This is a genomic window from Ketogulonicigenium vulgare WSH-001, assembly GCF_000223375.1.
GTDB classification, from domain to species: domain Bacteria; phylum Pseudomonadota; class Alphaproteobacteria; order Rhodobacterales; family Rhodobacteraceae; genus Ketogulonicigenium; species Ketogulonicigenium vulgare.
Map to the genome: position 1 here is coordinate 2,128,679 of NC_017384.1, position 23,999 is coordinate 2,152,677.

The window sequence follows — 23,999 nt, forward strand, 5'->3', positions numbered from 1 at the left end:
ACTTTTCGCGCCGCATCAACCTGTTGCTAAGATATTGCGACGATGTTCAGACTATGGCGCATCCTGTCTTTTCCTCTGTTTTGCCCGCCGCACGGGTGATTTTCGCGCTGATCTTGCGCGACATGAGCGCGACTTACGGTCGCTCGTATCTGGGCTATGCCTGGGCCTATCTTGCGCCTTTTGGGATTATCACCCTATTGGCGATTGGTTTTGCACTGATTATCCCGACGCCGCCGCTGGGGCGGGATTTCCTGCTGTTCTATGCGACCGGCTTTTTGCCGTTCGAGATGTTCTTTCAATTGTCGCAGCGCCTGAAGGACAGTTTGCGATTCTCGCGCGCGATCCTCAGCTATCCGCGCATCACATGGATGGATCTGGTGATCGCGCGACTGGCGCTGCACGGGATCACGCAACTGGCTGTGTTTTGCGCCGTGATCGGCGTGATTATGGCCACGCGCGATACCGGCGCAGCGCTGGCCCCCGCGGCCATTGCCAGCGCGCTGGGGCTGACTGCAGCGCTAGGCTTTGGCATCGGGCTGATGAATGCGGCGCTGATCGCGTATTTCCCCAGCTGGGATCGGATATGGGGGGTGCTGTCGCGGCCCCTGATCTTTGCCTCGGGCGTGTTCTTTTTATACGAGGGCTTGCCCCCCGCCGCGCTGACCGGGCCCTTGGGGTTGATCCTGTGGCTGAACCCGCTGCTGCATATCACAGGCCTGATGCGGCAGGGGTTTTACGCCGAATACAGTGGTGATTTCATTGCACCGCTTTATGTGGCGGCACTGGCGATGACGGCAATTGCGATGGGTCTGGCACTGCTGCGCTATGGCTATGCAAAGGCCGTCGCGCGATGAGGATGCCATTGGCCGTATGGCGCCTTTACCGCCAAGCGCTGCCCCAGCGCGCGCTGCATCGGCCGCGCCTGCAACCCGGCCCGATCCGCAGCATCAGGCTGCACGCTGATCCTAGTGGCAATTACCAGATCCGCTGGTCCAGCCCGGCGCGGCGCGTGATCGAGCTGGAGGTGAATTGCATGACGCCCGGCGCATGGCTGGGCCTGCATCTGCCTTTTCGCGTGTCGCTTTTCAGGCCAAAGGCGGGGATTGCGTTCGCGCTGCGGGCGGCGGCCATCCCGCCCCTGCCCGTTTATGCGGTGCTGCGCGTGCCACAGGGCGGCGCGCGATTTCGCGACATCCCCTTTGATCGCCCGGCCTTGGTGCTGCCTCAGACAGGGTATCACTTCGGCGCCTGCTCCGACCCGCTCCCCCTCAGCCGCTGGCGCGAGTTCATCTTGTTTCTTCCGCCCGCGCAGGATTTTTGCCTGACGTTGCATGATCTGCAATTGGGACATTTACCGGGGCGCCAATAGATGCGTGCGCGCGATATTGCGGTGGTCGTGCCGGTTCACAATGATCCGCAAGGTCTGGCCCGCCTGTTACCGCAATTAAAGCCGTTCAATTTCGGTCAAACCGTGCTTGTCGACGATGGCTCCTCGCCGCCCGTGGCAGCCCGCGGCGTCCTGCGTAGCAGCGACATTGCCACGGGTCCGGGCAGCGCGCGCGACCTTGGCCTTGCGCAGGTCAAAAAGCCCTATGTCCTGTTCTTGGATTCGGATGACCAGATTCTTGCGCCGTTTGGACAGCTACTGCGCGACCTGCAAAACCAGCCTTTTGATATTTGCCTGTTCCAGCATGATGAGGGCGCGGGCCACTTGCCACCCCATGATCAAGAGATCTGGAGCGCCCTACGCCTTGGCATTCAGGCCGTGCAGCAGGTGCCGCTGGCTGCGCTGCCTAGCCTTGCGCAGGTACAGAATTACCCGTGGAACCGCCTGTATCGGACGGGGTTTTTGCGCGCGCATCAGATCCGCCACGGCGCGACATTCCTGCACGAGGATATACGCCCCCATTGGCATGCCTTTTCACGCGCACAAAAGGTTTTGGTCAGCGATCATATCTGCGTGCTGCACCATCCGGGCCGATTGACGGCTATTGGGGACAAGCGCCGCCTGCAATACCGTGACGCACTGGCCGAGACCGCCCCGCTTTTACCCGACGGCGACTGGCGGCGCAGTTTCGCAGGATTTGCGGCCAATTTACACCAATGGGCGATGACGCAGATGGCACCCGCACCGCCGATCATATCGCGTGCGCCACTGCGCCTCAAACCCGTGGGGCCACATCGGGCGTTTATGCCGCCCGCTTATGCGGCACTGCGCCCTTATTGGGGTGATAGGATTGCAATCACCACAGACGGACCCTTTGATCTGCAGCTCATCGCGCATCCCCATGACGCGCAGATGGTCGTGCCCAAGCCAACCCTGCTGCTATCAGAGGAGCCGTTCTGGGATTTGCTGCATAATCCCCACCCTGACATGCTAGACGTGACATTGCCCGGCGCGATTGGCGCCCTGAGCGTGGCGCAGATCACCCATGCCAATTCCGATGTCTACGCGCCCGACGGCCTGCCGTATTTCCCGCTGACGGATCACGGCTTTGAACAGACCTACCGCCAATTGTTCGCCCGCAATGCCAAGCGTAGCGCGCAAGATTGGCTGGACCTGTGGGCCCAAGCCAAATGGCACTTTGCCTTTGCCATCGCCCACCGACCCGAGGCGTTTAACGACATCGCCCATAGTGGCCTGCGCGGCCTGTCTGCCCGGCGCACAGGGCTGGCCTTGCATCACCGCGGCCCAAGGACAGTGATCTTCGGCACCGGTTGGGCCGGCGCGGGCCAGCGCAGCAGCGCGTGGCACCAGACGAAAATCGCGCGCCTTGATGGCCGCGCACGGGTGATATCGGCGATCGAAAATACTCTGCACCCTCATTACCTATCCGAAAAGCTATTTGACGCAATGGCTTGCGGCGCGCTGCCGCTGGTGATCGCGCCGCCAGATCACGCAGCCCATCGCCTCGGGCTGCCCCCCAGCGTTCTATGTGATCCGGGCGTGATCCCTGACGCGACACTTGGCCTGGCGCGCGATTACAGCCGCGCGCAGCAGCGCCTTGCCGCGCTGTGGCGCGATCCCGCCCGGATCGCAGCCGCCCGCGCCCGCTTTGCCGCGCGGATCGGCGCGCAGATCCTGGCCCGCGCCTAGCCCAAATGCGGCAGCGCTGCCGCGACCGGATCAATGCGCGCACGCGCGGCGTTGCCCAACGCCTCGACCAATCCAGCATAGGCCTGAATGCGCAGATGCGTCTGCGGGATCAGGGCGACAAGGCGGCGGGGCGGCAGATCGTCAATCACTTGCACCCGCAGCCCCGTGCTGCGCTGGCTATCAAGGCAGGACACCAGCGGCGCCACGCAGCGCCCCAGCCCCTCTTCGGCAAAGCGCACGGCGGTCTCATAGCTGCGCAGATGCATCAGGCTACGCGCGCGCGGGAAACGTCGCGCAAACCATTGCGCCACGCGCTGTGATCCCGCCGATCCCAGATCGACATGCAAAAATGGCAGATCATCGGGCGCGTCCGGCGGGCTGACCAGCACGGTCGGGTCCAGATAGATCGGCATCTGTGTAAAGCCCGCCGACATTTCCGGCACGGTATTTGCGCCCAGCACGCCCATATGCGCCGTGCGCTGATACAGCAGGTTCACGATCTCGGCGGGCGAATGTTCGTGGCCATCGACATTCGCACCGGGAAAGGCGCGCCGCAGCTCGGCCATCGCGGGGGGCAACAGCAGACGCATCACCGATGGCACCCCCGCCACGCGCAGCTGCACCGGGCGGTCGACGGTCAGACTGTCCATCGTGGTGGTGAAATCGTCGAATTCGGACAGCACGGCATCGGCCTTGCGCAGCAGCGCCTCGCCCGCGTCGGTCAGCACCAGCGCGCCGCCCGTGCGCAAAAACAGCGGCGTGCCGACCAGCGACTCGAGCCCGGCGACAAGCTGCGACAGCGTCGGCTGCGCCACGCCCATCTGGCGCGCGGCCTCGGTCATATTGCCCAGATGCGCGACCACCGAAAACGCCTGAAGTTTGCGTAAGGTTAATTCGCTATGCAGCGCCGCCGCGCGCGATTTGGCCATAGTCTGTCCTGTTTTTCCTGCTGCATCAAAGCGTTGGAAAGCGCGGCCCCGCAGCATCGATCCGCACGCAGAATTCCTGCCTGATTTAAATCAAAGACGATAGATCAATTCATTGCATGTGACCACGCCCGGCCTGAAACCAAAGGGGCCACCCGAGGAGACTGGCCATGCCGCTGCCGCAATTCATCGCCCGCACCCCGATCCTCAGCAGCCCAGACGGGCCGCCCGCCCTGACGGTCGGGTCATTGGTGGCGCTGAACGGTTTCATCTACAGCACAGGTGCACATGATGGCGCGCTGACGCGCTGGTCCATTGGCGCGGATGGTGCGCTAGAGGTGGGGCAGACCGGCACATCCGGCGATGCAGCGCGGCTGCTGGGGGGCACAATGGCCGCGGGTGTCGCGCTGCCAATCGTCCTGACCGGGGGCACGCTGTCGATCGGGGCGCATCTGGTCAGCCCCCTCGTTGCGGTCGCGGCAATGACAGCGGTCAGCGCGCCGTTGGCAGATGGTCAGGCGTTGTATTTCGCAGCAGCAGGCGGCGGGGTGTTGCAGATCACGTTGAATGCGGCGGGCCTGCCCATCGGCCAAAGCCTCACCCGTGACACGGATGAGATTTTCGCGGGCGATCTACAGACACTGCATAGCTTTACCAGCGATGGCACCGCCTATCTTGCTGGCGCCAGCAGCCAGGACACCGGCCTCAGCCTGTGGCGCATCCAAAGCGACGGCAGCCTGGTCGAGGCCTCCTCCATCGGGCCTGATACGGGTCTGTGGATCGCCGCGCCGACAGCCATTGAAACACTGGTCGTTGCGGGCGAGACCTATCTGCTGGTCGGCGCGGCGGGCAGCAGCTCAATCTCGGTGCTGCATCTGGATGCGGGCGGCGGTCTGACATTGACAGATCACGTTCTGGATGACCGCAATAGCCGCTTTGACACGCTACAAGCCATGACAGCTGTGACCCATCAGGGCCAAAGCTATGTCATCGCAGGGGGCGGCGATGACGGCTTTACCATCTTTCAACTCCTGCCCGGCGGTCGGCTGATCGCCCGCGCGCATGTCCCCGACACGATCGAGGCCGGGCTGCAAAACATCACGGCCATCACGGCAAGCAGCGGCGCAGATGACATCACCTTTCACATCGCATCAGGGGTCGAGGGAGGTATTTCAACCTTTCGCTGGGCGCCGGACGGCACCACCACCACAAATGGCCGCGCCGGAGGATTAGGCGATGACGTGATCGTTGATCCGGGCGGCGCACGTGCCTTTACCGGTGGCGCGGGGGCCGATCTGTTTGTCATCGCTGCCGGTCGTCAGGTCAAAAGCATCACTGACTTTACCTTGGGCGAGGATCGGATCGATCTGTCGAAATGGGGCATGATCCGCAGTCTGGATCAACTGACCCTGACCACGACCGAGACCGGATTTCAGGTCAGCTATGGCAATTTCAATCTGACTGTTCACAGCGCCAACGGCCAGCCGATCGACATCGCGAATCTAAGCATCACCGACCTGATCAATCTGACCCACATCCCCCCAACCTTGCCCAAAACCAATGTTGCAGTCCCCAGCGCCGCGTCCGAAGACATGCTGATCGGTACCGGTGGCCATGATGTGCTGCAGGCCGGCGATGGTGGCGTTACGGTCTATGCGCTAGAGGGGAATGACATTGTAATCGGCGGCGCGGGCAATGACATTCTGATCGGCGGCCTTGGCAATGATCACCTCGAGGGGGTGGCCGGCAATAATTACATCTTTGGCGGCCCGGGCAACAATATGATCATCGGCGGCACCGGCAATGACATTCTGGTCGGCGGCGCTGGCAGCAATACGATCATCGCCGGGGGCGGCAATAATATCATTTACGACGGTGCGGGGCCCGATCGCATGGTCAGCGGTCCGGGGGCGAACCTGTTCGTATTGATGCGCGACAGCCAACCTGACGTGATCGAAGGATTTCAGCTCGGCAAAGATCGCATAGACCTGTCCAGCTGGGGTGCCAGTGGAATTGCAGCACTGAACATCAGCCAGACCGCAAGCGGCGCGATCATCCGCTTTGGCGCCGAGCTGCTCGAGATTTTCACCGCCGATCAAAAGCCACTGGATCTGGCGGCGCTCAACTATGACGATCTGTTCGCCACCGCGCTGCCCGCACCTTTGCCGCCGGTGCAAGCGACGCGGGGGCAGAATTTTGGCGGCACCTCGGCCTCGGACAGTCTGGCAGGCACGCAGTTCAACGACACATTGCGCGGCTATGGTGGCAATGACGTGCTGTTCGGCTGGGACGGGGACGACACGCTTTATGGCAATGCGGGGAATGACTGGCTGATCGGCGGGCGCGGCGCGGATACAATGTATGGCGGCGTGGGCGATGACAATTACCATGTCGATGACCCTGGCGATATGGTGATCGAGAACCCGGACCAAGGCAATGACACCGTCTATGCCGAGATCACCTATACCCTGCCTGCCAATGTCGAGAATTTGCGCCTGCTGGGCGATGCCAATCTGAATGGCTATGGCAACGAGCTGGATAATCTGCTGGTCGGCAATTACGGCGACAACTATCTGGAAGGTGGCGCCGGGAATGACTGGCTGGCGGCAAAGGCGGGGTCGAATATCCTCTATGGCGGCCCAGGCCGCGATTGGTTGGTCGGGGGAACCGGGCCTGATATCTTCCTGTACAAGGATATCGCCGACAGCCCGCCGGGCCAGAGCACGCGTGATCTGATCAATAACTTTACCCGCGGCCAGGATCGCATCGACCTGTCTGCCATCGATGCCGATCAATTGGCGGATGGGCACCAAAGTTTTACCTTTATCGGGGCAAACGCATTCTCTGGCATGGCGGGCGAGTTACGTTATGCGACGTGGAACCAAGGCTGGCTGATCATCGAGGCGGATGTCACCGGCGATGGCTCTGCCGATATGCAGATCTTTGTGAACCTCTTAAACGAAATCGGGGCCGAGGATTTCATCCTCTAGCCCCGACATTTTTACCGTAAATCCAGCGCTTATTGCACCGAGTTTGCGACCCCAACCAGCGATCCGATCAGACTAACAACCGTGCGGGTGCTGTTGAGCGGGCTTTCCGTGCCATAGACAACGTCATCGGGCATGATCTGGAATTGCCCGGCGGAAAACAGGCCATCGGCCGAGGTCAGATCCAGCGTAAAGATCATGCGTTGGTTCGGCGGGCCGGCCGAGCCATCGGCGCGCACCGCGCTGGCCGGATAGTTGCGCAGCACCATGATACCGCGCAGATCGGCGCGCTCGGCAGATACGCCGCCAATCAGCGATAGCGCACCCAGTGCGGTGACGTCCTGATCGGGGAAGACATGGCGGGCCTGTGTACCGGTCGTGCCCAGCGACAAGAAGGTACGCGATTCAGGCGCAACGATAATGCGGTCGCCGCCCTGCAACGTGGTATCCAGCGCAGGTTCGGTCAGCAGGCGCGACAGTTGGATGCCGTAAACGCTGTTGCCGCGCATCAGGCGCACCTGCGGGTTCGGCAGATCGACGTTCACACCACCCGCTTGCGACAATGCGGCCAGAACCGTCATATCGCGGTCGACCATGGGATAGATACCCGGCGCACCCATGCCCGACACCAAATTCACCGCATTCGAACGGCCAGGCGTCACGTTCATCTGAACCTGGGCCGAAGGCAGCGTTTGCGCATAAAGCTGTTCAATCCGGTCGCGCGCCGCATCCGTGCTCAGGCCACCAACCTCAACGCCGCCGATATAGGGCAGCGTCACTTGGCCATTGGCAGCAACGACAACGTCCTGCAGCTGGGCCAAACGGCCACCTTCGCCGACCAGCAGCGAATTCTGGCCGTTGTCCCATATGGTGATCGCAATCGTATCGCCCGGTGCCATGATGACCGACGGACTTTGCGGTTGACGGCGCAGCCAGTTCAGGCGTGACGCATCATTGTTCAGCGTGATCGCGGGCCATTGCGAAATGACCGGCAGGCTGGTTGAGGTGACCGGGAATACGGCGTAACCGCCCTGTGGATCGACCGAAATCTGGCCGTCCATCGGTTGTACCGATACGACTTCGCTTTGCAATGCGGCGCCGCGCGGAATGGCGCAACCGGCCAAAAGCAACGCGAGCGACGTGACCAGAGCCCCGCGCAACAATCCTGAATTTGACATCGTCCCTCCGACCCGCCGGGCCCCGATTTGCCTTAATGAGGCGGGGACCCATCCGGGCGTGCTGCCCTTTTTATCTGGCGCCACCATACCTGCCACCTCGCGCACGTCAATCTTTGGCGGCCCATTGGGGGCCACTTACCGAATATTTAACCCTGACTGTGGCAAGAAGACGCTTAATGACAGCGCTTTCGCCCCATATCCCTGATTCCACCGTCGAATCCGGCGCAGCCCCACGGCTCGAGGCTGCGATCACGCTTGCGCGGCTACCGCAGGCGCGGGTGCGGCGGCGGCATATTGGACTGGCGCTGGCCTATCTTTTGATGGTGGTTTTGCCGCTCGCGCTGACGGGCGGGTACCTTTGGCTGCGCGCGGCCGATCAATATGCAACCCCCATCGCTTTCGCGATCACCCTGCCCGAACAGGCGTCCAGCGCAGGCGATATGCTGGGCGGCTGGGCCGCGCTGACCGGGACGGCGGGCGGGTCGACCCAGCGCGACAGTGACATGCTGTATGAATTCCTGCGCAGCCCCGCCCTGGTTGCGGCGCTGGATGCGCAGCTGGACCTGCGCCAGATGTTTGCCCGCGCCACCCCGCGCGATCCGGTCTTTGGCTTTCACCCCTCTGGCACGATTGAGGATCTGACCCGTTACTGGCAGCGCATGGTGCATGTCCGTCAGGACCCCGCCAGCGGGCTGATCTTTTTACGCGTGCAGGCCTTTGATCCCGGGGACGCGCAGCGGATCGCGGATGCGATCTTGGCACAAAGCCAGCGCGTGATCACCGACGTGGCCGCCCTTGCCCATGCCGATGCCACAGATCAGGCCGCGTCCGAGGTCACCCGCAGTCTTGAGCGCCTGATCACCGCCCGCGCCGATCTTGCCGCCTTTCGCGCCCGCAACCAAATGATCGACCCCGCCGAGGATGTCTTGGGCCAGATGAGCATTCTGCAGGCCCTGCAGGCACAGGCCGCCAGCGCCATGATCGACCGCGATATGCTGCTGGCCACCGCCGCGCCCGGCGATCCACGCCTTGCACAGGCGCAGTTGCGCATCGATACGATCACCGCCCGCATCGGGATTGAGCGCGCACAATTTGGCGAGGATCACGCCTATGTCGCCCTGCTGACCGCCTATGAACGCCTTGTTGCGCTGCGGGACTTTGCCCAAAGCGCTTATCTCAGCGCGCTTGCCGCACAGGACGTCGCCCGGGCCGAGGCCGCCCGCCAAAGCCGCTTTGTCGCGCCCTTTATTCCGCCCGCGCCCGCCGAGCGGTCCGAATACCCCCAGCGTTGGTTAATTTGGGGGCTAACTGCTTTTTTTTGCAACCTAACTTGGGCGATCGGCGTTCTGATATACTACGCACTGAGAGACAGAAAATGATCCGGCTTGATTCTGTGACCAAAGGCTTTCGCGCCACCGCCCATTCCGCGCCCCAGATGCTGTTGCAAAATGTCTCTCTGACCATCCCAGCCGGTGTTTCGGTCGGGCTTTTGGGTAGCAATGGGGCGGGCAAATCGACCTTGCTGGATATGATCGGTGGGCTGGTGCTGCCAGATCGCGGGCGGATCACGCAAAGCGGCTCGGTCTCGTGGCCGATGGGATTTTCGGGCAGCCTGCATGGCGATATGACGGGGCAGCAGAACACCCGCTTTGCGGCGCGGATCTACGGCGTCGATAGCGATGCTTTGGTCGATTTCGTACAGGGCTTTGCCGAGCTTGGCCCCCATTTCAACGCCCCCGTGCGCAGCTATTCCGCCGGAATGCGGGCGCGGCTGGCGTTTGGCATGTCCATCGGCATCCCCTTTGACACCTATCTGGTGGATGAGATCACCGCCGTCGGCGACACCAACTTTCGCCAAAAAAGCCGCAGCCACCTCGAGGCGCGGCTCGAGCGGGCGGGCGCGATCATCGTCAATCATGCCGCTGCGGAACTGCGGAACCTCTGCACGGCTGGCATGGTGCTAGAGGGCGGCACGCTGACCTATTTTGACCAGATCGATGATGCGATCGCCGCATACGAGGCCCCTATCGCGGCCTGAGCCTGCCGCACGCGGTCCCGCGCCCAGCGCAGTGGCGCGGTGATACGCCACGAAAGGGTGCGCTCCATCCAGATCTGATGCGCCTCCAGCCGGATCAGCGCCTCCTCAAGCCGCGCGATCTCGGCCCTGTCGGCCTGTGTGGCGGCGCTTTGGTACGCCGCAAGGCCCGCCCAACGCGCGGGCGGCGCAAGGCCCAGCACAACATGGCGGTCCAATTGATACAGGTGATCCGCCATAACCGCATAGGCGCGCGCATTTTGTTCAGCATTTGTCATGGGCCGATGATTGCACGCGGCCATTAACCCGCTGTTACCGCGCGCCCCCTAGCCTGCCCCCATGACATCGCCCCGCGTTCTTTTCCTAGGCTCTCTTGGCCATATCCCGCCCACGCCGGATATGCGGCGGCAGCTTGATCTGATGGGCGGCAACGCTGGAAATCTGGTCTTTCAACTGGCAACGGCGCAGATGATCGCCGCGCCGCTACACCAGATCGGCGGCGGCGCGCCCTATGCCCTGCCCAAACGGCGTGACCTGCTGGTGCTGCCCGCCGCCAATCACTTGCGCCCCGCCAACTGGGACCCGCTTTCTGATTTTCTGGAACAGGCCGACTGCCCTATTGCCGTCTTTGGCTTGGGCGCCGATACACAAGAGGGCGCCGCGCTGCGCGGCCACGCCAGCCTGATGCGGCTGGTCGGCATTCTGCGCGCGCGAGCTGTTCTGATCACCTATCGCGGTGCGCGCTCGGCCCGGATCGGAGCGGAACTGGGGTTGCAGGGGGTCGTCCTTGGGTGCCCATCAGTCTTTCTGAACCCGGCGCAGCGGCTGGGGCATGTGATTGCAAAGGGTCTGGCCCGCGCCGCGTGGCACCCGATGCCGCGCTGTGCAATTCATGCGGGCGACCCCTATAATCCGCGCAGCGCCCTGCATCGGCGCGCAGAGCAGCGGCTGTTTTCCCATGTCGCGCAGCGCGGCGGCCTTTGGCTGCTGGCATCGGGCGGCGCCGATGCCTGTGGCGCGGCAGCAGGGCAACATCCACCCGCACCCGCGCTTTGTGCCGCACTTGGGCGTCAGGATGCGGCCCAGATTTTGATGCAGAGCGGCCATGTCCCCCATGACGCCCGCACATGGATCGGGTGGCTGCGCGGTTGCGATCTGGCATTGGGAACCCGCGCGCATGGCACATTGGCCGCACTGGCGGCAGGCGTTCCGGGGATTTTGTCGCCCATCGACGCCCGCACGACAGAACTTGCCCAGACGATGCAATTGCCGCAGCTACCATTGGATGCGCTGGCCACGGCCGCGTCCCCTCAAGACTGCGCCGCCGCAGCCGCCTTCGACCCTGACGCGTTCGACGCCTGGCGCATCACCGCCGCGCGCGCCATGGCGGCCGCGCTGATCCGCATCGGCCTGACGCCGGCTCCCGCCCTCCAGCATCTGGCAGCCGCATGACCCAGGATTTACCCAGTATGGCGGCCTATCTGCAACGCCTGTGCGATCAGGGGTTCACCGCCGGATCGGTCATTGATGTCGGTACCTGCTATGGCACGCCTGAATTGACCGCGACCTTTCCCGATGCGCTGCACATTTTCATTGAGCCCGCCCCCAGCCTTGCCTCGCGCATCGACGCCCTCGCCCGGGCGCATCGCGGCGAGGCTTATGCCATCGCCCTTGCCGATCGCCCCGGTCTTGCGCCGCTGCATGTGCCTCAGGGGGTCGAGGGCGCATCGCTGGTCTGGGGGGCACGTTACGGCGGCACGCTGGTGCGGGTCGAGACACTGGATCGCCTGTTCGCGCAACGCGATTTGCCCCGGCCACTGGTCATCAAAACCGATTGCCAGGGCCATGACCTTGCCGTTTTGCGCGGAGGGGCGGCACTGCTGGCCCGCGCAGATCTGGTCGTCGCCGAGGCGAATTTATTCCACCCCGCGGGCGAGGCAGCTTTAGGCGATTTCGCCGAAATGATTGCCTTCATGCGCGGCCATCACTTTGCCGTCCACGGGCTTTTCTCGCCGCGTATGCGCCCGCGCGACGGGGCGCTGGGGCAGATCGACATCGCCTTTGTCCGCGAGGATGGCCCCTTTCGCACCCATCATGCCTGGAGCTAACCGATGTTCCGCCGCCCCCCTCCGCCGCCCGTTGATCCGCTGGTGCTGCCCAATCTGTCCGGCACCTATATCGGCGCGCCGCGCAGCGCTGCGGGGCTGATGCGGCCTGGGCGCCCCGCCCATCCCGCCGCCCTGCCGCCCCCGCATCTGCGCCATTACTATGGGCTTAGGGACGGGCAATATGATGACAGCCTTTACCTGCAAGGCGGCGCGCATGACGCCCAGCGCCTGCGCGATGCGCTGACAGCAGACGGGTTCACCATTGACGGGCCGGTGCTGGATTTCGGCTGCGGCAGCGGCCGGATGATCCGCCACCTGACCGGCGTCTCGCCGCAGATCTGGGGCGTCGACATCCATGCCGAGGCGATCGCTTGGGCGCAGGACAACCTGTCACCCCCGTTTGATTTCGCGCTGACCACAACCGCGCCACATCTGCCCTTCGAGGATCGCAGCTTTGCGCTGATCTATGCCGGATCGGTCTTTACCCATATCGGCGATCTGGCGGATGCATGGCTGCTTGAACTGCGCCGCATCCTGCAACCAGATGGGCGGCTTTATATATCCATCACCGATGCGCAAACGCTGGCCGAGATCCGGCGCATCCAGCCGCAACATGCCTCGCATCAGCATCTGGCCGCGCTGGATCGCGACACCAGCTATCACACACAGGATTGGCAAATGTTGATGACCCGCAGCGGCCCTTGGGCGCAGCGGGTGATTTATGATCGCGACGCGCTCACCCAACGCCTGACACGATGGTTCGATCTGCGCCGCGTGATCCCGCAGGGCTACGGCTGGCAAACCGTGCTGCTGTTGCGGAAACGGTCATGACGATGCTGCCGCCCGGCCTATCGCTGATCACGGCCTGCGGCAACCGCCTTGTCTTTTTGCATCGCGCCCTGCCGACATGGCTCGCGATGGCGGTGGATGAGGTGATCGTGGTTGACTGGGCCTCGGCCCCGCCGATCCGCCGCGCCGATCTGCCCGCCGACCCGCGCCTGCGCCTGATCCGGGTCGAGGCCGAAGGCTGGCACCTGCCCTCGGCCTATAATCTGGGCCTGCGGCTGGCGCGGTTCCGCAATGTGATGAAGCTCGACTGCGATATCACCGCCGCGCCTTGGGCACTGGCCGTGAACGCGCCCGCGCCCGGCGCCTTTATCACCGGCAACTGGCGCCGCGCGCCGCAGGGGCAGCAACATCTGAACGGCAGCTTTATCGCCGCGCAGGCCGATCTGGCAGCGATCGGCGGCTTTAACGAATGGTTTGAGGGCTATGGCTGGGACGATGACGATCTATATACGCGCCTGCTGGCCCAAGGGCTGACCCGCCGCCTGATCGCCCCCGGCAGCCTGTCGCATCTGCCCCATTCAGACGCGCTGCGCGGCGCGGATGGCAGCCCCGCGCTTCATATCCAAATGAACCGCGCGCTGGCGGATCTGATGCCGGTCTGGGATGCAAACAGCCCCAGCCGCCATTTCCACGCCATCGGCCCCGACCATTTCACCGCCGCCCCCCGCATACGCGCGCCGCTGCATTTTCGGCAAATGGCGCGCAGCCTTGCCAGCTATCGGATGCTTGGCCCCGCATCGCTGCACCTGCCGCCCGCAGCCGCCCGCCGCGCGGCCAAGCGGGGCCAGATGCCGCAACCCGCCCTGCACCTTGATCGCCACATTTTCCTTGAGGTGCAGCACGGATTGGGGAATCGGCTGCGCACGCTGGCCTCGGGCCAAAGCCTTGCGGCAGCGACGGGGCGCCATCTGCACCTGATCTGGCCCACGGATGCCCATTGCGGCGCGGCGGTCACCGATCTGCTGCAAGGTCTGACAGCCCTGACCACCTTTGACGACCCGACCGCCAGTCGCCATGACGCGATGGAGGGGCCGGCCGGCAACCGCCCCCATCCGATCCGGCTCGACCCGAACCGCGACGCCTATATCCGCAGCGCCGATGTGCTGAACCATCCCGGCGCGCAGGATCTGCGGCCACATCTGCATGCGCTGATCCCCGCGCCCGAAGTAAGCGCGCTGATCGCGCCCTTTGCGCGCCGCTTTGCCACCACCGCCCATATCCGGGCCGAGGGCGCCAGCGGCTGGAGCCAGCCCAGCGACGACCCCCGCCAATGGAGCGCGACAAGCACCGCCACGCTGACCCATTGGCGGGCGCTGTCTCAACCAGCGCGATTTTTGGCAGCGCTGCGCGGGCGTCGGGGCAGTATCTTTGTCGCCAGCGATAGCGCCGCGATTATCGCGCCGCTGGAACAAGCGCTGGGCCGTCCCCTCGCGCATCTTCCCGGTGGCCAATCCGGTCACCGCGACCGCGCGCAGGTCGTGCATGCCTTTGCCGATATGCTGCTGCTGGCGCGCGGACAGCATTTCCTTGCCAGCGGTTGGAGCGCCTTTTCCGATGTCGCCCATCTGCTGGCCCGCGATCAGTCCCGCGCCGTCGCGGGCATGGATTTCTGACGCAACGCACGCCCCCGCCGCGCCCTGTTAACACGCGCAGCTTAGGCAAGGGCCATCATGTCAAAGGGGGCCTCTATGTCGCAAACCACCACTCGTCTCGCGCTGCCTTTGGTGCAGCCCGCCCAAGCGCAAAAGCATGTGACGGTGAATGAATCGCTGCAGCGGCTGGATACGGCGCTGCAAGCCTGCGTTGAAAGCACGGTGCTGAACGTGCCGCCCCTCAGCCCTGCGGATGGCCAGTGCTGGCTGGTAGGCAGCGGTGGCAGCGGAGCTTGGACGGGGCTGGACAATGTGCTGGTCGGCGCGCTGGATGGCGGCTGGCACCCGATCACACCCGCAGATGGCTGGCGGATCTGGGACAAAGCCACACAAAACCTGCTGGTGCGCACGGACGGCGCGTGGCAGGTGATCGGCAGCGCGGGCATGAACAACCTGCCGCGCCTGGGCATCAATGCCGCCGCTGATAGCGTGAATGTCCTGGCGGCGCATGGCCCGGCCACGCTGCTGTATAACAGCGCAGGGGGCCACCAGTTGAAGGTGAACAAAGCCGCCCCCGCTGATACCGCCAGCTTGCTGTTTCAGTCCGGCTGGTCGGGCCGCGCGGAAATGGGCCTTGCGGGCGAGGATCACTTCAGCGTCAAAGTCTCGGCCGATGGCGGCACATTCCACACCGCCCTGCACGCGAATGGCGCGACGGGCGCGGTGGAATTGCCGCAGGGCGGCACGGCTCAGGGCCATGCGCTGGTGCATCTGGGCATGTTGCTGGGTACGGTCGCACAAACCGCAGGCGTGCCAACCGGTGCGGTGATCGAAAGCGGCACGAATACCAACGGCTCCTATCTGCGCCTGGCCAATGGCACGCAAATCTGCTGGCGCAGCTCGGGCACGCTGACGGCAAATACGGCGCAGGGCAGCAATTTCATCTCTGGCGCCTCATCGCTGACCTATCCGGTGGCCTTTATCTCGGCCCCCAGCGTCAGTGCGACGCCGGTCGCGGCAAATATCGCATGGGCCTATGCAACGGCGGTGGGCGCATCGAACGTGACCTTGCGCTTTGCCGCGCCGGTGACCGCGACGCAGGGAACGATATCAATTCTTGCAATTGGGCGCTGGTTTTAGGGTGCCCATCCTTTATCCGCCCCGCGCGCGAAAATCGCACTTGCCCCTGCCACGCACTCGTCGCACCTTGCGATCTTGGATCGCCGCCCCTTGACCGTGCGCGATCTGCAAAAGGAGAAGTGGATGTCTGACGCAACGCCCGCCCCATGGGACGATAAACATTTTCGCCGCGTGATGGGCCATTACCCGACCGGCGTCGTGCTGGTCACGGCGCTGGATCAACAGGGCGAACCGATTGGAATGGTTGTCGGATCTTTCACCTCAGTCTCGCTAGAGCCGCCTTTGGTCGCCTATATGCCGATGAAGAATTCGGGCACCTATGCGCGGATGCAGCACGCAGATCGCCTGGTGTTCAATGTGATCTCGGCGGATGATACCGACCTGTGTCGCCGCTTTGCCTCGCGCGCGGTAACGGATAAATGGGCGGGGGTGGCGTGGCACCCCTCGCGCAATGGTCTGCCCATTTTGGACGGCGCGGTGGCCTGGATCGAGGGCCGCGTCGACCGTGTGATCGATGCGGGCGACCATGATCTGGTCTTTGTCGCGGTCGAAGACCTGGACGCCCCCCATGACACCATGCCCTTGCTGTTTTTCCAAGGCGGCTATGGCCGTTTCTCGCCCCGCTCGCTGGTGATGCGCCCGGGGCAAGATCTGTTCGCGCCGCTGCGCCTTGCCGAACGCGCCCGCCCCTATATGGAGGCTTTGGGCGAGGAGACCGGCTTTGAGGTTGGCCTGATGGGCCAGATCGACCACGAGCTGGTCCTGCTGGCCAGCGCCGCCGCCCCCGATACCGATACGCTGCCGCAGCTTTTGGGCAATCGCCTGCCGTTCGTGCCGCCCTCGGGGCAGTTGTTCGTCGCGTGGCGCGATCAGGCGGGCGTTGATGACTGGCTGGCGCGCGCGCCGACACCGCTGGATGATGCCCTGCGCCAAAGCCTGACGGACAGCCTCGCGCGTGTGCGGGACCGCGGCTATTCGGTACTGCTCGAATCCGCCCATCACCCCGCGATTGACCGCGATGCCGCCGCGCTCAGCCAGGATCGTCTGACACCTGCAGGCCACCGCCGTCTGCTGGGGGCGATTGCCGCATTGGCCGACCGCTATGAACCCGCAACAATCCCGGCGGATGAGCGTATCCGCGTCATCTCTGCCCCGGTGCGGGACGGCGCGGGCCGCGTGGTGGCGGCGCTGCAACTGCGCAGCCTGCCGCTGGGGATCACGGATGCCGCCTTGGCCACGCTGGTCGACAAACTGAAATCCACCGCCCAGCGCCTTGGCGAAAAGGCCATCGCGCCCGAGTAACAAAGTCCTTCCATCCGGTCACGCCTTGGGCAATGCTGCGTGAAAACAAGGCTGTATCAGGGAGTGATCGGATGCGAGTCGCAATCATCGGCGCGGGAATTGGCGGGATGTCCACGGCTTGGGCCCTGCGCAAACGCGGAGCCGAGGTGATGCTCTTCGACCAAGGCGCGATCCCTAGCGTTACCGCCAGCTCGAACGACGAACACCGGATCACCCGCCATACCTATGGCGGCCTGCCGGGCTATGCTGCGCTGATGCCGCATGCCTTCGACACCTATGCCCGCATGTTTGCCGATATCGGCGCCGATCACTATCTGCCCACCGGCATCATCTATGCCGCGCGCGGCGGCGAGGATCATTATGACGAGGTGGCCGCCGATCTCTCGCCCCTCGGGATCGCGCATCGCCGCCTGCCGCTGGGCGAGCTGGCCGCGCGCTTGCCTTTCGTGTCGCTGAACGGCATCACCAGCGCGTTCGAGGCCGGCGGCTCGGGCATTCTTTTCGCCGGCCGCATTGTGCGCGATCTGGCGGCATGGCTTGCGGAAAACGGCGTCGAGATGCACCCGCATTCCAAAGTCACCGCAATCGATACCGAGGCGGCAACCGTCACTGTCGGCGATAGGGTCCATAGCGCCGATCTGGTGGTGATCGCGGCGGGCGCTTGGGTCACGAACCTGCTGCCGGGGATGGCGGATCGGCTAAAACCCTCGCGCCAGTTGGTGCTCTATCTGGAACCGCCCGCCCATCACGCCAGCGCTTGGGCCGAGGCCCCGGTGATGATCGACGTCGGCCCCGATTTTGGCGCCTATATCCTGCCGCCGCGCAATGGCACCCGCCTGAAAATCGGCGATCACCGCTTTACCCGCATCGGCCACGGCGACGATGACCGCATCGCCACCGATTTCGACATTGCGCCGGTCTTGCATGCCGCACAAACCGCTTTCAAGGATTTCGACCAGTATAAAATCCTTGAACCCAAAGTCTGCTATTACACTGTGACGGATGACGAGCGTTTCGTCATTGAAAAGGCAGGATCGGCCGCTTGGCTGCTTAGCGCCTGTTCGGGTCACGGGTTCAAGCTGGGCGCGCTGATGGGCGAAGGGCTGGCCCGCACCATCATGGGCGATGCGCCTGCGGGGGATGTCACAGCATGGGCGGCTGGGCGGCGTTGACAAGACGGCGGTTCCACGCCAAACCGCCCGCGACGGCCCCATAGCTCAACTGGATAGAGCAAGCGCCTTCTAAGCGCTAGGTTCCGGGTTCGATTCCTGGTGGGGTCGCCATGGCCATTTTGGCATGGCAAGCGGCGGTTTCAGGCACGAAATGCGGGACTGGACCAAAATACTTTACATTTCGAAAACACGAAACAATCGTAAACCTCGGACAAGCGGGGTTAAAGATGGCAAGTTTCATTTTTCTACATGTGTACAAGGTAATCTATAACTCGGATGGATCTGTCGAGGCAGAGCGTTCGAGCATCAGCTGGGGCGCCAATGCCACCTGGAGTAACGGCGAATCCGGTGACCTGTTCGAAGTCGGCGACATCCTCAGCCTCGATTTCTTCGCCCAGTACAGCGACCTGTTGCGCTATGAAGGCGCCGCGGGACCCTATGTGCTGGCCAGCGTGGTGACCATGTTGCCACTTGCACCGCCCGGTCTGTTTGCGCCGGGGGATTTCGTCATCATCTCGAACGCGACCCAGGCCGAGCTGGATGCGCTGGACGTGTCGACGCTTGATTTCCAGCCGGTGGCCTTCGACACAACCACAGGCCTCGCCGTCGCAGCGCCCTGTTTTACCGCCGGCACGTTGATCGAGACCCCCAATGGCCCGAAACGGATTGAGGATCTGGTTGCCGGCGATCTGGTGGTGACTAGGGATAACGGGCCGCAAATCCTGCGCTGGGTTGGTGAAAGTCTTGTTTCTGCTGCGGCCCTTGCCGCCCGTCCAAAACTGCGTCCCATCCGCATCAGCGCGGGCGCGCTGGGTACCGGATTGCCGACGCAGGACTTGCTCGTGTCCCCGCAACACCGCGTGCTGGTGCAATCCAAGATCGCCGCGCGCATGTTTGATCAGGACGAGGTTCTGGTGCCTGCCGTCAAGCTCACAGCGCTGCCCGGAATCTTTATCGAACCCGAAAGCCAAGATGTCCGCTATTTCCACATGCTTTTTGATCGGCACGAGATCGTCATATCCAATGGCGCGCTGACCGAAAGCCTGCACACTGGTCCGATCGCGCTGCGCAGCCTGCCCCATGCTGCGCGTATCGAGATTTTCACGCTATTCCCAGATCTCGCACAAATCGGCGCAGCGCGCGAACTGGCGCGACCCGTGCCAAAAGGCAGCGAAATTGCAAGCCTGCTGGGGCGGCATGCAAAGAACGACAAGCCGCTGCAACAGGTTTCGTGATCCCTATCACATATCTGCTTTACGCCGTTCAGGCGCGGGGTATGCGGGCGATCGGCGCGCAAGCGCAAGAGCTGCAAAGCGAAAGCGGCGCCGATCCCTTGCCTTTGCAGATCGCTCCGCACAGCAAGAGGCCCAAGGCCGAACCAGCCCAGATCCTGCCCCGCGATCCGCCGCGCCCATAAAGGCGTCCGCAATCAAGGTGGTAATAGCGGGGCTATCGGCTGGGGTTTCATCGCGGATCAACATGGCACCATGATCCGCGATCCGTCCGCTTGCCGCAAGCGGTCAGGTGAGGACGCAATCTTTCGGCTGCATCGCGGCGGGCAGGTTCGCCTCGCCCATGGCGGCGCGCATATTGATCTCGACCGCGCGGGCATAGGCGGCGATGGGCAGATCGTTCGGCATCAGGCCAAAGGGCTCCTCTAGCTCGTCGCCCAGCGCGTCGAGGCCAAAGAACGTATAGGCGACCAGCATCACCGCCAAAGGTGTGCCCCAGCCCAGAAAATCGGCAAAACCAAAGGGCAGCAAAAAGCAAAACAGATAGGCCGTGCGGTGCAACAGCAGCGTATAGGCAAAGGGCAAGGGCGTGTTCAGCAACCGCTCGCACGAGATCTGCGCCTGACACAGCGTCGCGATATGGCGGTTTAGCGCATAGGCCTCGCCCGCCTGCAACGCGCCCGCACGCAAAAGCTGACCAACCTCGGCCGTCATCTGATGCAAGATCGCCTCGGGCGGGCTGATCGTATGCAGGGGCGTCGCGCCCGCGCTGCGATGGCCGCCCGCGCGCAGCACGATAACCGTCGCGCTGGCAAAGGCGATGACCTGCTCCAGCAGCTTGCGCCGCGCGGGCGATGGAGATGGCGCGCCATCATCCAGCACCACGCTTTGGCGCGAGATGTCATTGCTGGTCTGGATGATCAGCCCCCACAGCTTGCGCCCCTCCCACCAGCGATCATAACTGGCGGTGTTGCGAAAGCTGAGAAAGATTGACAGCGCGATCCCGATCAGCGCGAAAGGCGCAGGGTTCACGCCGGGCACCACGGAGGGATAGGTATGATGCGCCCAGACGATCAGGGTCGACATCGCACCAACCACCAGCAATTGCGGAAAAATCCGCTGAATGACCCCTCCTTTTATGACGAACAGCATCAAAAGGGCATTGGGTCGCTTGCGGACGATCATTTCGGGCTCGCTTGGCGCAGGTGGCGCGGGATGGCTGGGATTGATCCCTCTGCCAAACGCCCGCGCCGCCCCGCCGTCAATCAGCGAGATTGTCGCAGTCAACTATCCGTCAGCTATCCGCGCGTGCATTCGCGAAGTTGCGATAGATAAAGTCATCTTCGGATGCGATGGATTCCGCCATCGCGGTGCGAAAGATCGCCTCGTGCAGCGGCGATTTCGCACAGGCCGGATCGGTGGCCGAGGCGTCTTTGGCCAAAGCATAGGCCTGACAGCGGCAACCGCCAAAGTCGATTTCCTTGAACGCGCAGCTTTTGCACGGCTCGGGCATCCAGTCGGTGCCGCGGAAACAATTCATCGCATCGGAGTTATGCCAGATCCATTCCAACGTCCGCTCTTTCAGGCTGTCGAAACGCAGCTCGGTGATCGTCTCGGCGGCATGGCACGGCAGCACATGGCCCGAGGGGCTGATGTTGAAGAACTGCCGCCCCCAGCCGCCCATGCATTGCTTTGGCCGCGCGGCGTAATAGTCGGGGATCACATAGTCGATTTCCAAAATACCCTTCAGCCGCGCGCGGGCCTCGTTGACGATATTGGTCGTGTCCTCCAGCTGGGCAAAGGTCGGCATCAGGGCTTGGCGGTTTTTCAGCGCCCAGCCGTAATATTGCACGTTTGCGACCTCGAGGCGTGCAGCGCCCCATTCCACCGCTTTTTCAATGATCTGCGGCAGCTCGGGCAGGTTCTGACGGTGGACAACGGCATTCACCGTCAGCGCAAGGCCCGCCTCCAGCGTCCAAGTGGCGGTGTCATGCTTTTTCGGCAACGCATTCTTGAACCCGCCGATCAGATCGGACATCTGCCCCGTCGCGCCCTGAATGGACACCTGCACATGGCTCAGGCCCGCATCCGCCAGCCGGAACATCCGATCACGCGTCATCATCACGCCCGAGGTGATCAGGTTCGAATAAAGCCCCACATCCGAGGCATGTTGCACCAACTGTTCCAGATCCTTGCGCACGGTCGGCTCGCCGCCCGAAAAGTGGATCTGCAACACGCCCAAGTCCGCCATCTGGGTCATGGCGCTGCACCATTGCTCGGTCGTCATCTCGCGGCTGGCCTGTTCCAACTGGATCGGGTTCGAGCAATAGCCGCATTGCAGCGGACAGCGGTGGGTCAGCTCGGCCAGAACCGCCAGCGGCAGGCCATAGGTGTTGCGGGCGTCAACCGCTTTGCCGACGATGCGAAATGGGTCATCCATTTGGGATTGCCTCCTCCGATAGCAGATAGCCGCGGTTCGCGAGGTCTTGCAGAACCTCGATCACATCCCCAGCGATCACATCGCGCGGGGCGGCGTATTTTTCAGCCAAGCGGTTGATCGCGCCTGACAGCGGGCCGCCGTCGAGTTCTTGCAAAACGGCGACACAGGTTTCATCGGGCACAAGGATCTTTTCCGGGGCCAGCAGCAGCCACAGCCCGCGTGCCTTGTCCCAGCGCAGCCGCACTTGGCGGTGCAGGCGCAGGGGCATATCCTCGGCAATCGTCAGGCGGCCCTGCATCACGCCCACTCCGCCGGATTGAACACGCCGGGCGGGGGATGCCCCTCGACATAGGCATGTTGCAGCGCGTCAAGCTGGGTCCACAGGACATTGCATTTAAAGATCAACGCCTCGACCACGCGCTGGCGCTCTTCGGGGGTGCGGGCATTGCGCTTGACGTAATCAAGACAGAAATCCGCATCCTTATTGGCTTGCGCCACCCGGCGGGTGAAATAGGCCATCACGCTGGGATTCACGAAATCATAATGCGCGAGCATCCCCGCGATGCGTTCCTTGTGGATATTGGCGGCGAAAACCTCGGTCAGCGCGGATGCCACCGCCTCGAGCGGGCTGCGATCGCGGACGAAATTGATATAGGCATCCACCGCAAACCGCGTCGCGGGCAGAATGCCGACGGTCGAGGTGACGTAATCGCGCGGCAGGCCCAGCGCGTCGGTCAGCACCAGCCAGCGCTCGATGCCGCCTTCCTCACCATGCGTATTGCCATCGTGATCCTCGATCCGTTGGCGCCATTCCAACCGCACCGCATGGTCGCGAAAGCGCGACAGCACCACGGCATCTTTGATCGGGATCGAGCTTTGATAATAATAGCGGTTCAGTGCCCAGGCCTGCACCTGACCCTTGTTCAGCTTGCCGCCGTGCAGCAGGTGATGGAACGGATGCAGGTTGTGATAGCGCGCGGCGCCGATTTCGCGCAGCCGCAATTCCAGCGCCTCGGGCGTGTCCAGCGTGCGGGGGGTCGGGTCTAGAATGATGTCTTTCATAGCGTCATACTCATACCTGCCTGCCCGACGACCCAGCCTGCGGCGATGGTCTGCGCATATTCGGAGGTTCCTGGGCGTAGGACGGGGTTGGAATTATTGATATGCACCAGCACGCGCTGGCCGAGCGGGATATCGTGCAGACGTGCGATCACGCCCGCCGCGCCCGAGATCGAGACATGTCCCATGCTGGCTCCGGTCTTTTGCGCAAGGCCCGCGCGGATCATCTCGTCATCGCGCCAGAGTGTGCCGTCGAAAAACAGCGCATCTGCCCCGCTGACGCGGGCGCGTAAATCATCGGTAATCTCGGCGCACGCTGGGATTACAAAAGCGGTCTTGTCCTTCGCGCGGATACGCAGGCCGATCGTGTCGCCATCGTCCGCCGCTTGGCCCGATTGCTCGAGATACCAGGCGGGTTTGCCCGGAACGGGGAAAGAGGTGACATAAAGTCCCGCGAGCGGCTGGAATTCTTCCCCTTGGGGAAGGTTCCGGCGCGATACGCGGGTCAGCACGTCGAAAATGCTGTTTTTGCCAAGGGTCTCCAGCACAGATCCATCGGCCCAAAGGTCGAAGGCATGCCCCTCGCGCAGGGTCAGCAGCCCCGCAACAGCGTCAATCTCGGCATTCGTCAGCAACACCGCCTTGACCGGGCTATCACGGAGAGAGCGCGGATGCAGGTCAGGCGTCTCCAGCAGTTGCTGGCGAATGTCAGGGGATGCGTTCAAAAGCAGCCAGTCCTCGCCATCGGCGGACAGTGCCATCGAAAACTGGCCGTTTTGGGGCGCATCCCCGTTACGGGCCGCCGTGCACCCTGCGCAAGCGCAGTTCCACTGTGGTAGCCCGCCACCGGCGGCCGTCCCTAAAAGGCGGATAAACATAGGC

Annotated in this window: 23 protein-coding genes and 1 tRNA gene; 16 read left to right on the plus strand and 8 right to left on the minus strand. The window is 63.3% G+C overall.

Features of this window, described 5'->3' with window-relative positions; all coding sequences use genetic code 11:
• Positions 1–53: 53 nt before the first annotated feature.
• The 3 genes from KVU_RS10575 to KVU_RS10585 are packed head-to-tail and all read left to right on the plus strand — an operon-like array spanning position 54 to position 3,097.
• Entirely contained in the window at positions 54–854 is an 801-nt protein-coding gene (locus KVU_RS10575) for an ABC transporter permease (protein WP_013385222.1), read from the plus strand.
• Positions 851–1,369, plus strand: a complete 519-nt coding sequence (locus KVU_RS10580) for a hypothetical protein (RefSeq protein ID WP_013385223.1) — start codon at positions 851–853, stop codon at positions 1,367–1,369. The genes KVU_RS10575 and KVU_RS10580 overlap by 4 nt, the downstream gene beginning before the upstream one ends.
• Positions 1,370–3,097: a glycosyltransferase family 2 protein gene (locus KVU_RS10585; RefSeq protein WP_013385224.1), complete on the plus strand. Its 1,728-nt coding sequence runs from the start codon at positions 1,370–1,372 to the stop codon at positions 3,095–3,097.
• Here KVU_RS10585 and KVU_RS10590 read toward each other — a convergent pair.
• Entirely contained in the window at positions 3,094–4,026 is a 933-nt protein-coding gene (locus KVU_RS10590; protein ID WP_236953103.1) for a LysR family transcriptional regulator, read from the minus strand. The genes KVU_RS10585 and KVU_RS10590 overlap by 4 nt on opposite strands.
• A 167-nt stretch (positions 4,027–4,193) precedes the next feature.
• Between KVU_RS10590 and KVU_RS10595 the strand changes: the two genes are divergently transcribed.
• Positions 4,194–7,013: a calcium-binding protein gene (locus KVU_RS10595; protein ID WP_013385226.1), complete on the plus strand. Its 2,820-nt coding sequence runs from the start codon at positions 4,194–4,196 to the stop codon at positions 7,011–7,013.
• Between the two features lie 29 nt (positions 7,014–7,042).
• Here KVU_RS10595 and KVU_RS10600 read toward each other — a convergent pair whose 3' ends face one another.
• Positions 7,043–8,188: a polysaccharide biosynthesis/export family protein gene (locus KVU_RS10600; RefSeq protein WP_014537986.1), complete on the minus strand. Its 1,146-nt coding sequence runs from the start codon at positions 8,186–8,188 to the stop codon at positions 7,043–7,045.
• A gap of 176 nt (positions 8,189–8,364) precedes the next feature.
• On the opposite strand from KVU_RS10600, the gene KVU_RS10605 reads away from it, so the two are divergent.
• Together KVU_RS10605 and KVU_RS10610 are read left to right on the plus strand one after the other, a co-directional pair.
• Positions 8,365–9,567, plus strand: a complete 1,203-nt coding sequence (locus KVU_RS10605; RefSeq protein WP_013385228.1) for a KpsE/RkpR family capsule polysaccharide export protein — start codon at positions 8,365–8,367, stop codon at positions 9,565–9,567.
• Positions 9,564–10,226: an ABC transporter ATP-binding protein gene (locus KVU_RS10610; protein WP_013385229.1), complete on the plus strand. Its 663-nt coding sequence runs from the start codon at positions 9,564–9,566 to the stop codon at positions 10,224–10,226. Before KVU_RS10605 ends, KVU_RS10610 begins: the two co-directional genes overlap by 4 nt.
• Here the strand turns inward: KVU_RS10610 and KVU_RS10615 are convergent.
• Positions 10,169–10,501 carry a hypothetical protein gene (locus tag KVU_RS10615; RefSeq protein ID WP_044008079.1) on the minus strand — a complete coding sequence of 111 codons (333 nt, stop codon included), beginning with the start codon at positions 10,499–10,501 and terminating at the stop codon, positions 10,169–10,171. The genes KVU_RS10610 and KVU_RS10615 overlap by 58 nt on opposite strands.
• A 61-nt stretch (positions 10,502–10,562) precedes the next feature.
• Between KVU_RS10615 and KVU_RS10620 the strand changes: the two genes are divergently transcribed.
• From KVU_RS10620 to KVU_RS10665, 10 genes are all read left to right on the plus strand, one after another.
• Positions 10,563–11,675 (plus strand): glycosyltransferase family protein, encoded by a 1,113-nt coding sequence (locus KVU_RS10620; protein ID WP_014537987.1) that lies wholly within the window; start codon positions 10,563–10,565, stop codon positions 11,673–11,675.
• Positions 11,672–12,331, plus strand: coding sequence for an FkbM family methyltransferase (locus KVU_RS10625; protein ID WP_014537988.1), 660 nt, complete (start codon positions 11,672–11,674; stop codon positions 12,329–12,331). Before KVU_RS10620 ends, KVU_RS10625 begins: the two co-directional genes overlap by 4 nt.
• 3 nt (positions 12,332–12,334) lie before the next feature.
• A complete protein-coding gene (locus tag KVU_RS10630) occupies positions 12,335–13,162 on the plus strand; it encodes a class I SAM-dependent methyltransferase (RefSeq protein WP_013385232.1) in 828 nt (275 codons plus the stop codon).
• Positions 13,159–14,793, plus strand: coding sequence for a galactosyltransferase-related protein (locus KVU_RS10635; RefSeq protein ID WP_014537989.1), 1,635 nt, complete (start codon positions 13,159–13,161; stop codon positions 14,791–14,793). Before KVU_RS10630 ends, KVU_RS10635 begins: the two co-directional genes overlap by 4 nt.
• A 75-nt stretch (positions 14,794–14,868) precedes the next feature.
• Positions 14,869–15,912 (plus strand): DUF2793 domain-containing protein, encoded by a 1,044-nt coding sequence (locus KVU_RS10640; protein WP_162491179.1) that lies wholly within the window; start codon positions 14,869–14,871, stop codon positions 15,910–15,912.
• Positions 15,913–16,035: 123 nt separating this feature from the next.
• Complete coding sequence (locus KVU_RS10645) at positions 16,036–17,214, plus strand: flavin reductase (protein WP_013385236.1); 1,179 nt, start codon at positions 16,036–16,038, stop codon at positions 17,212–17,214.
• 71 nt (positions 17,215–17,285) lie between these two features.
• Complete coding sequence (locus tag KVU_RS10650) at positions 17,286–18,386, plus strand: NAD(P)/FAD-dependent oxidoreductase (protein ID WP_013385237.1); 1,101 nt, start codon at positions 17,286–17,288, stop codon at positions 18,384–18,386.
• Positions 18,387–18,420: 34 nt separating this feature from the next.
• Positions 18,421–18,497: transfer RNA gene (locus KVU_RS10655), tRNA-Arg, on the plus strand.
• Between the two features lie 116 nt (positions 18,498–18,613).
• Positions 18,614–19,621: a Hint domain-containing protein gene (locus KVU_RS10660; protein ID WP_013385238.1), complete on the plus strand. Its 1,008-nt coding sequence runs from the start codon at positions 18,614–18,616 to the stop codon at positions 19,619–19,621.
• Positions 19,618–19,803, plus strand: a complete 186-nt coding sequence (locus tag KVU_RS10665; protein WP_060486284.1) for a hypothetical protein — start codon at positions 19,618–19,620, stop codon at positions 19,801–19,803. Before KVU_RS10660 ends, KVU_RS10665 begins: the two co-directional genes overlap by 4 nt.
• Before the next feature lie 103 nt (positions 19,804–19,906).
• Here KVU_RS10665 and KVU_RS10670 read toward each other — a convergent pair whose 3' ends face one another.
• Genes KVU_RS10670 through pqqB form a run of 5 tightly spaced genes read right to left on the minus strand, consistent with a single transcriptional unit; the run spans position 19,907 to position 23,995 of the window.
• The gene (locus KVU_RS10670) at positions 19,907–20,905 is read right to left on the minus strand and encodes a bestrophin family protein (protein WP_013385239.1); all 999 of its coding nucleotides are present in this window, start codon (positions 20,903–20,905) and stop codon (positions 19,907–19,909) included.
• Between the two features lie 7 nt (positions 20,906–20,912).
• Entirely contained in the window at positions 20,913–22,058 is a 1,146-nt protein-coding gene (gene pqqE / locus KVU_RS10675) for a pyrroloquinoline quinone biosynthesis protein PqqE (protein WP_014537991.1), read from the minus strand.
• Positions 22,051–22,356 (minus strand): pyrroloquinoline quinone biosynthesis peptide chaperone PqqD, encoded by a 306-nt coding sequence (gene pqqD / locus KVU_RS10680; protein ID WP_013385241.1) that lies wholly within the window; start codon positions 22,354–22,356, stop codon positions 22,051–22,053. The genes pqqE and pqqD overlap by 8 nt, the downstream gene beginning before the upstream one ends.
• The gene (gene pqqC / locus KVU_RS10685; RefSeq protein ID WP_013385242.1) at positions 22,356–23,120 is read right to left on the minus strand and encodes a pyrroloquinoline-quinone synthase PqqC; all 765 of its coding nucleotides are present in this window, start codon (positions 23,118–23,120) and stop codon (positions 22,356–22,358) included. Before pqqC ends, pqqD begins: the two co-directional genes overlap by 1 nt.
• Positions 23,117–23,995 (minus strand): pyrroloquinoline quinone biosynthesis protein PqqB, encoded by an 879-nt coding sequence (pqqB, locus tag KVU_RS10690; protein ID WP_044008086.1) that lies wholly within the window; start codon positions 23,993–23,995, stop codon positions 23,117–23,119. Before pqqB ends, pqqC begins: the two co-directional genes overlap by 4 nt.
• Positions 23,996–23,999: the final 4 nt, after the last annotated feature.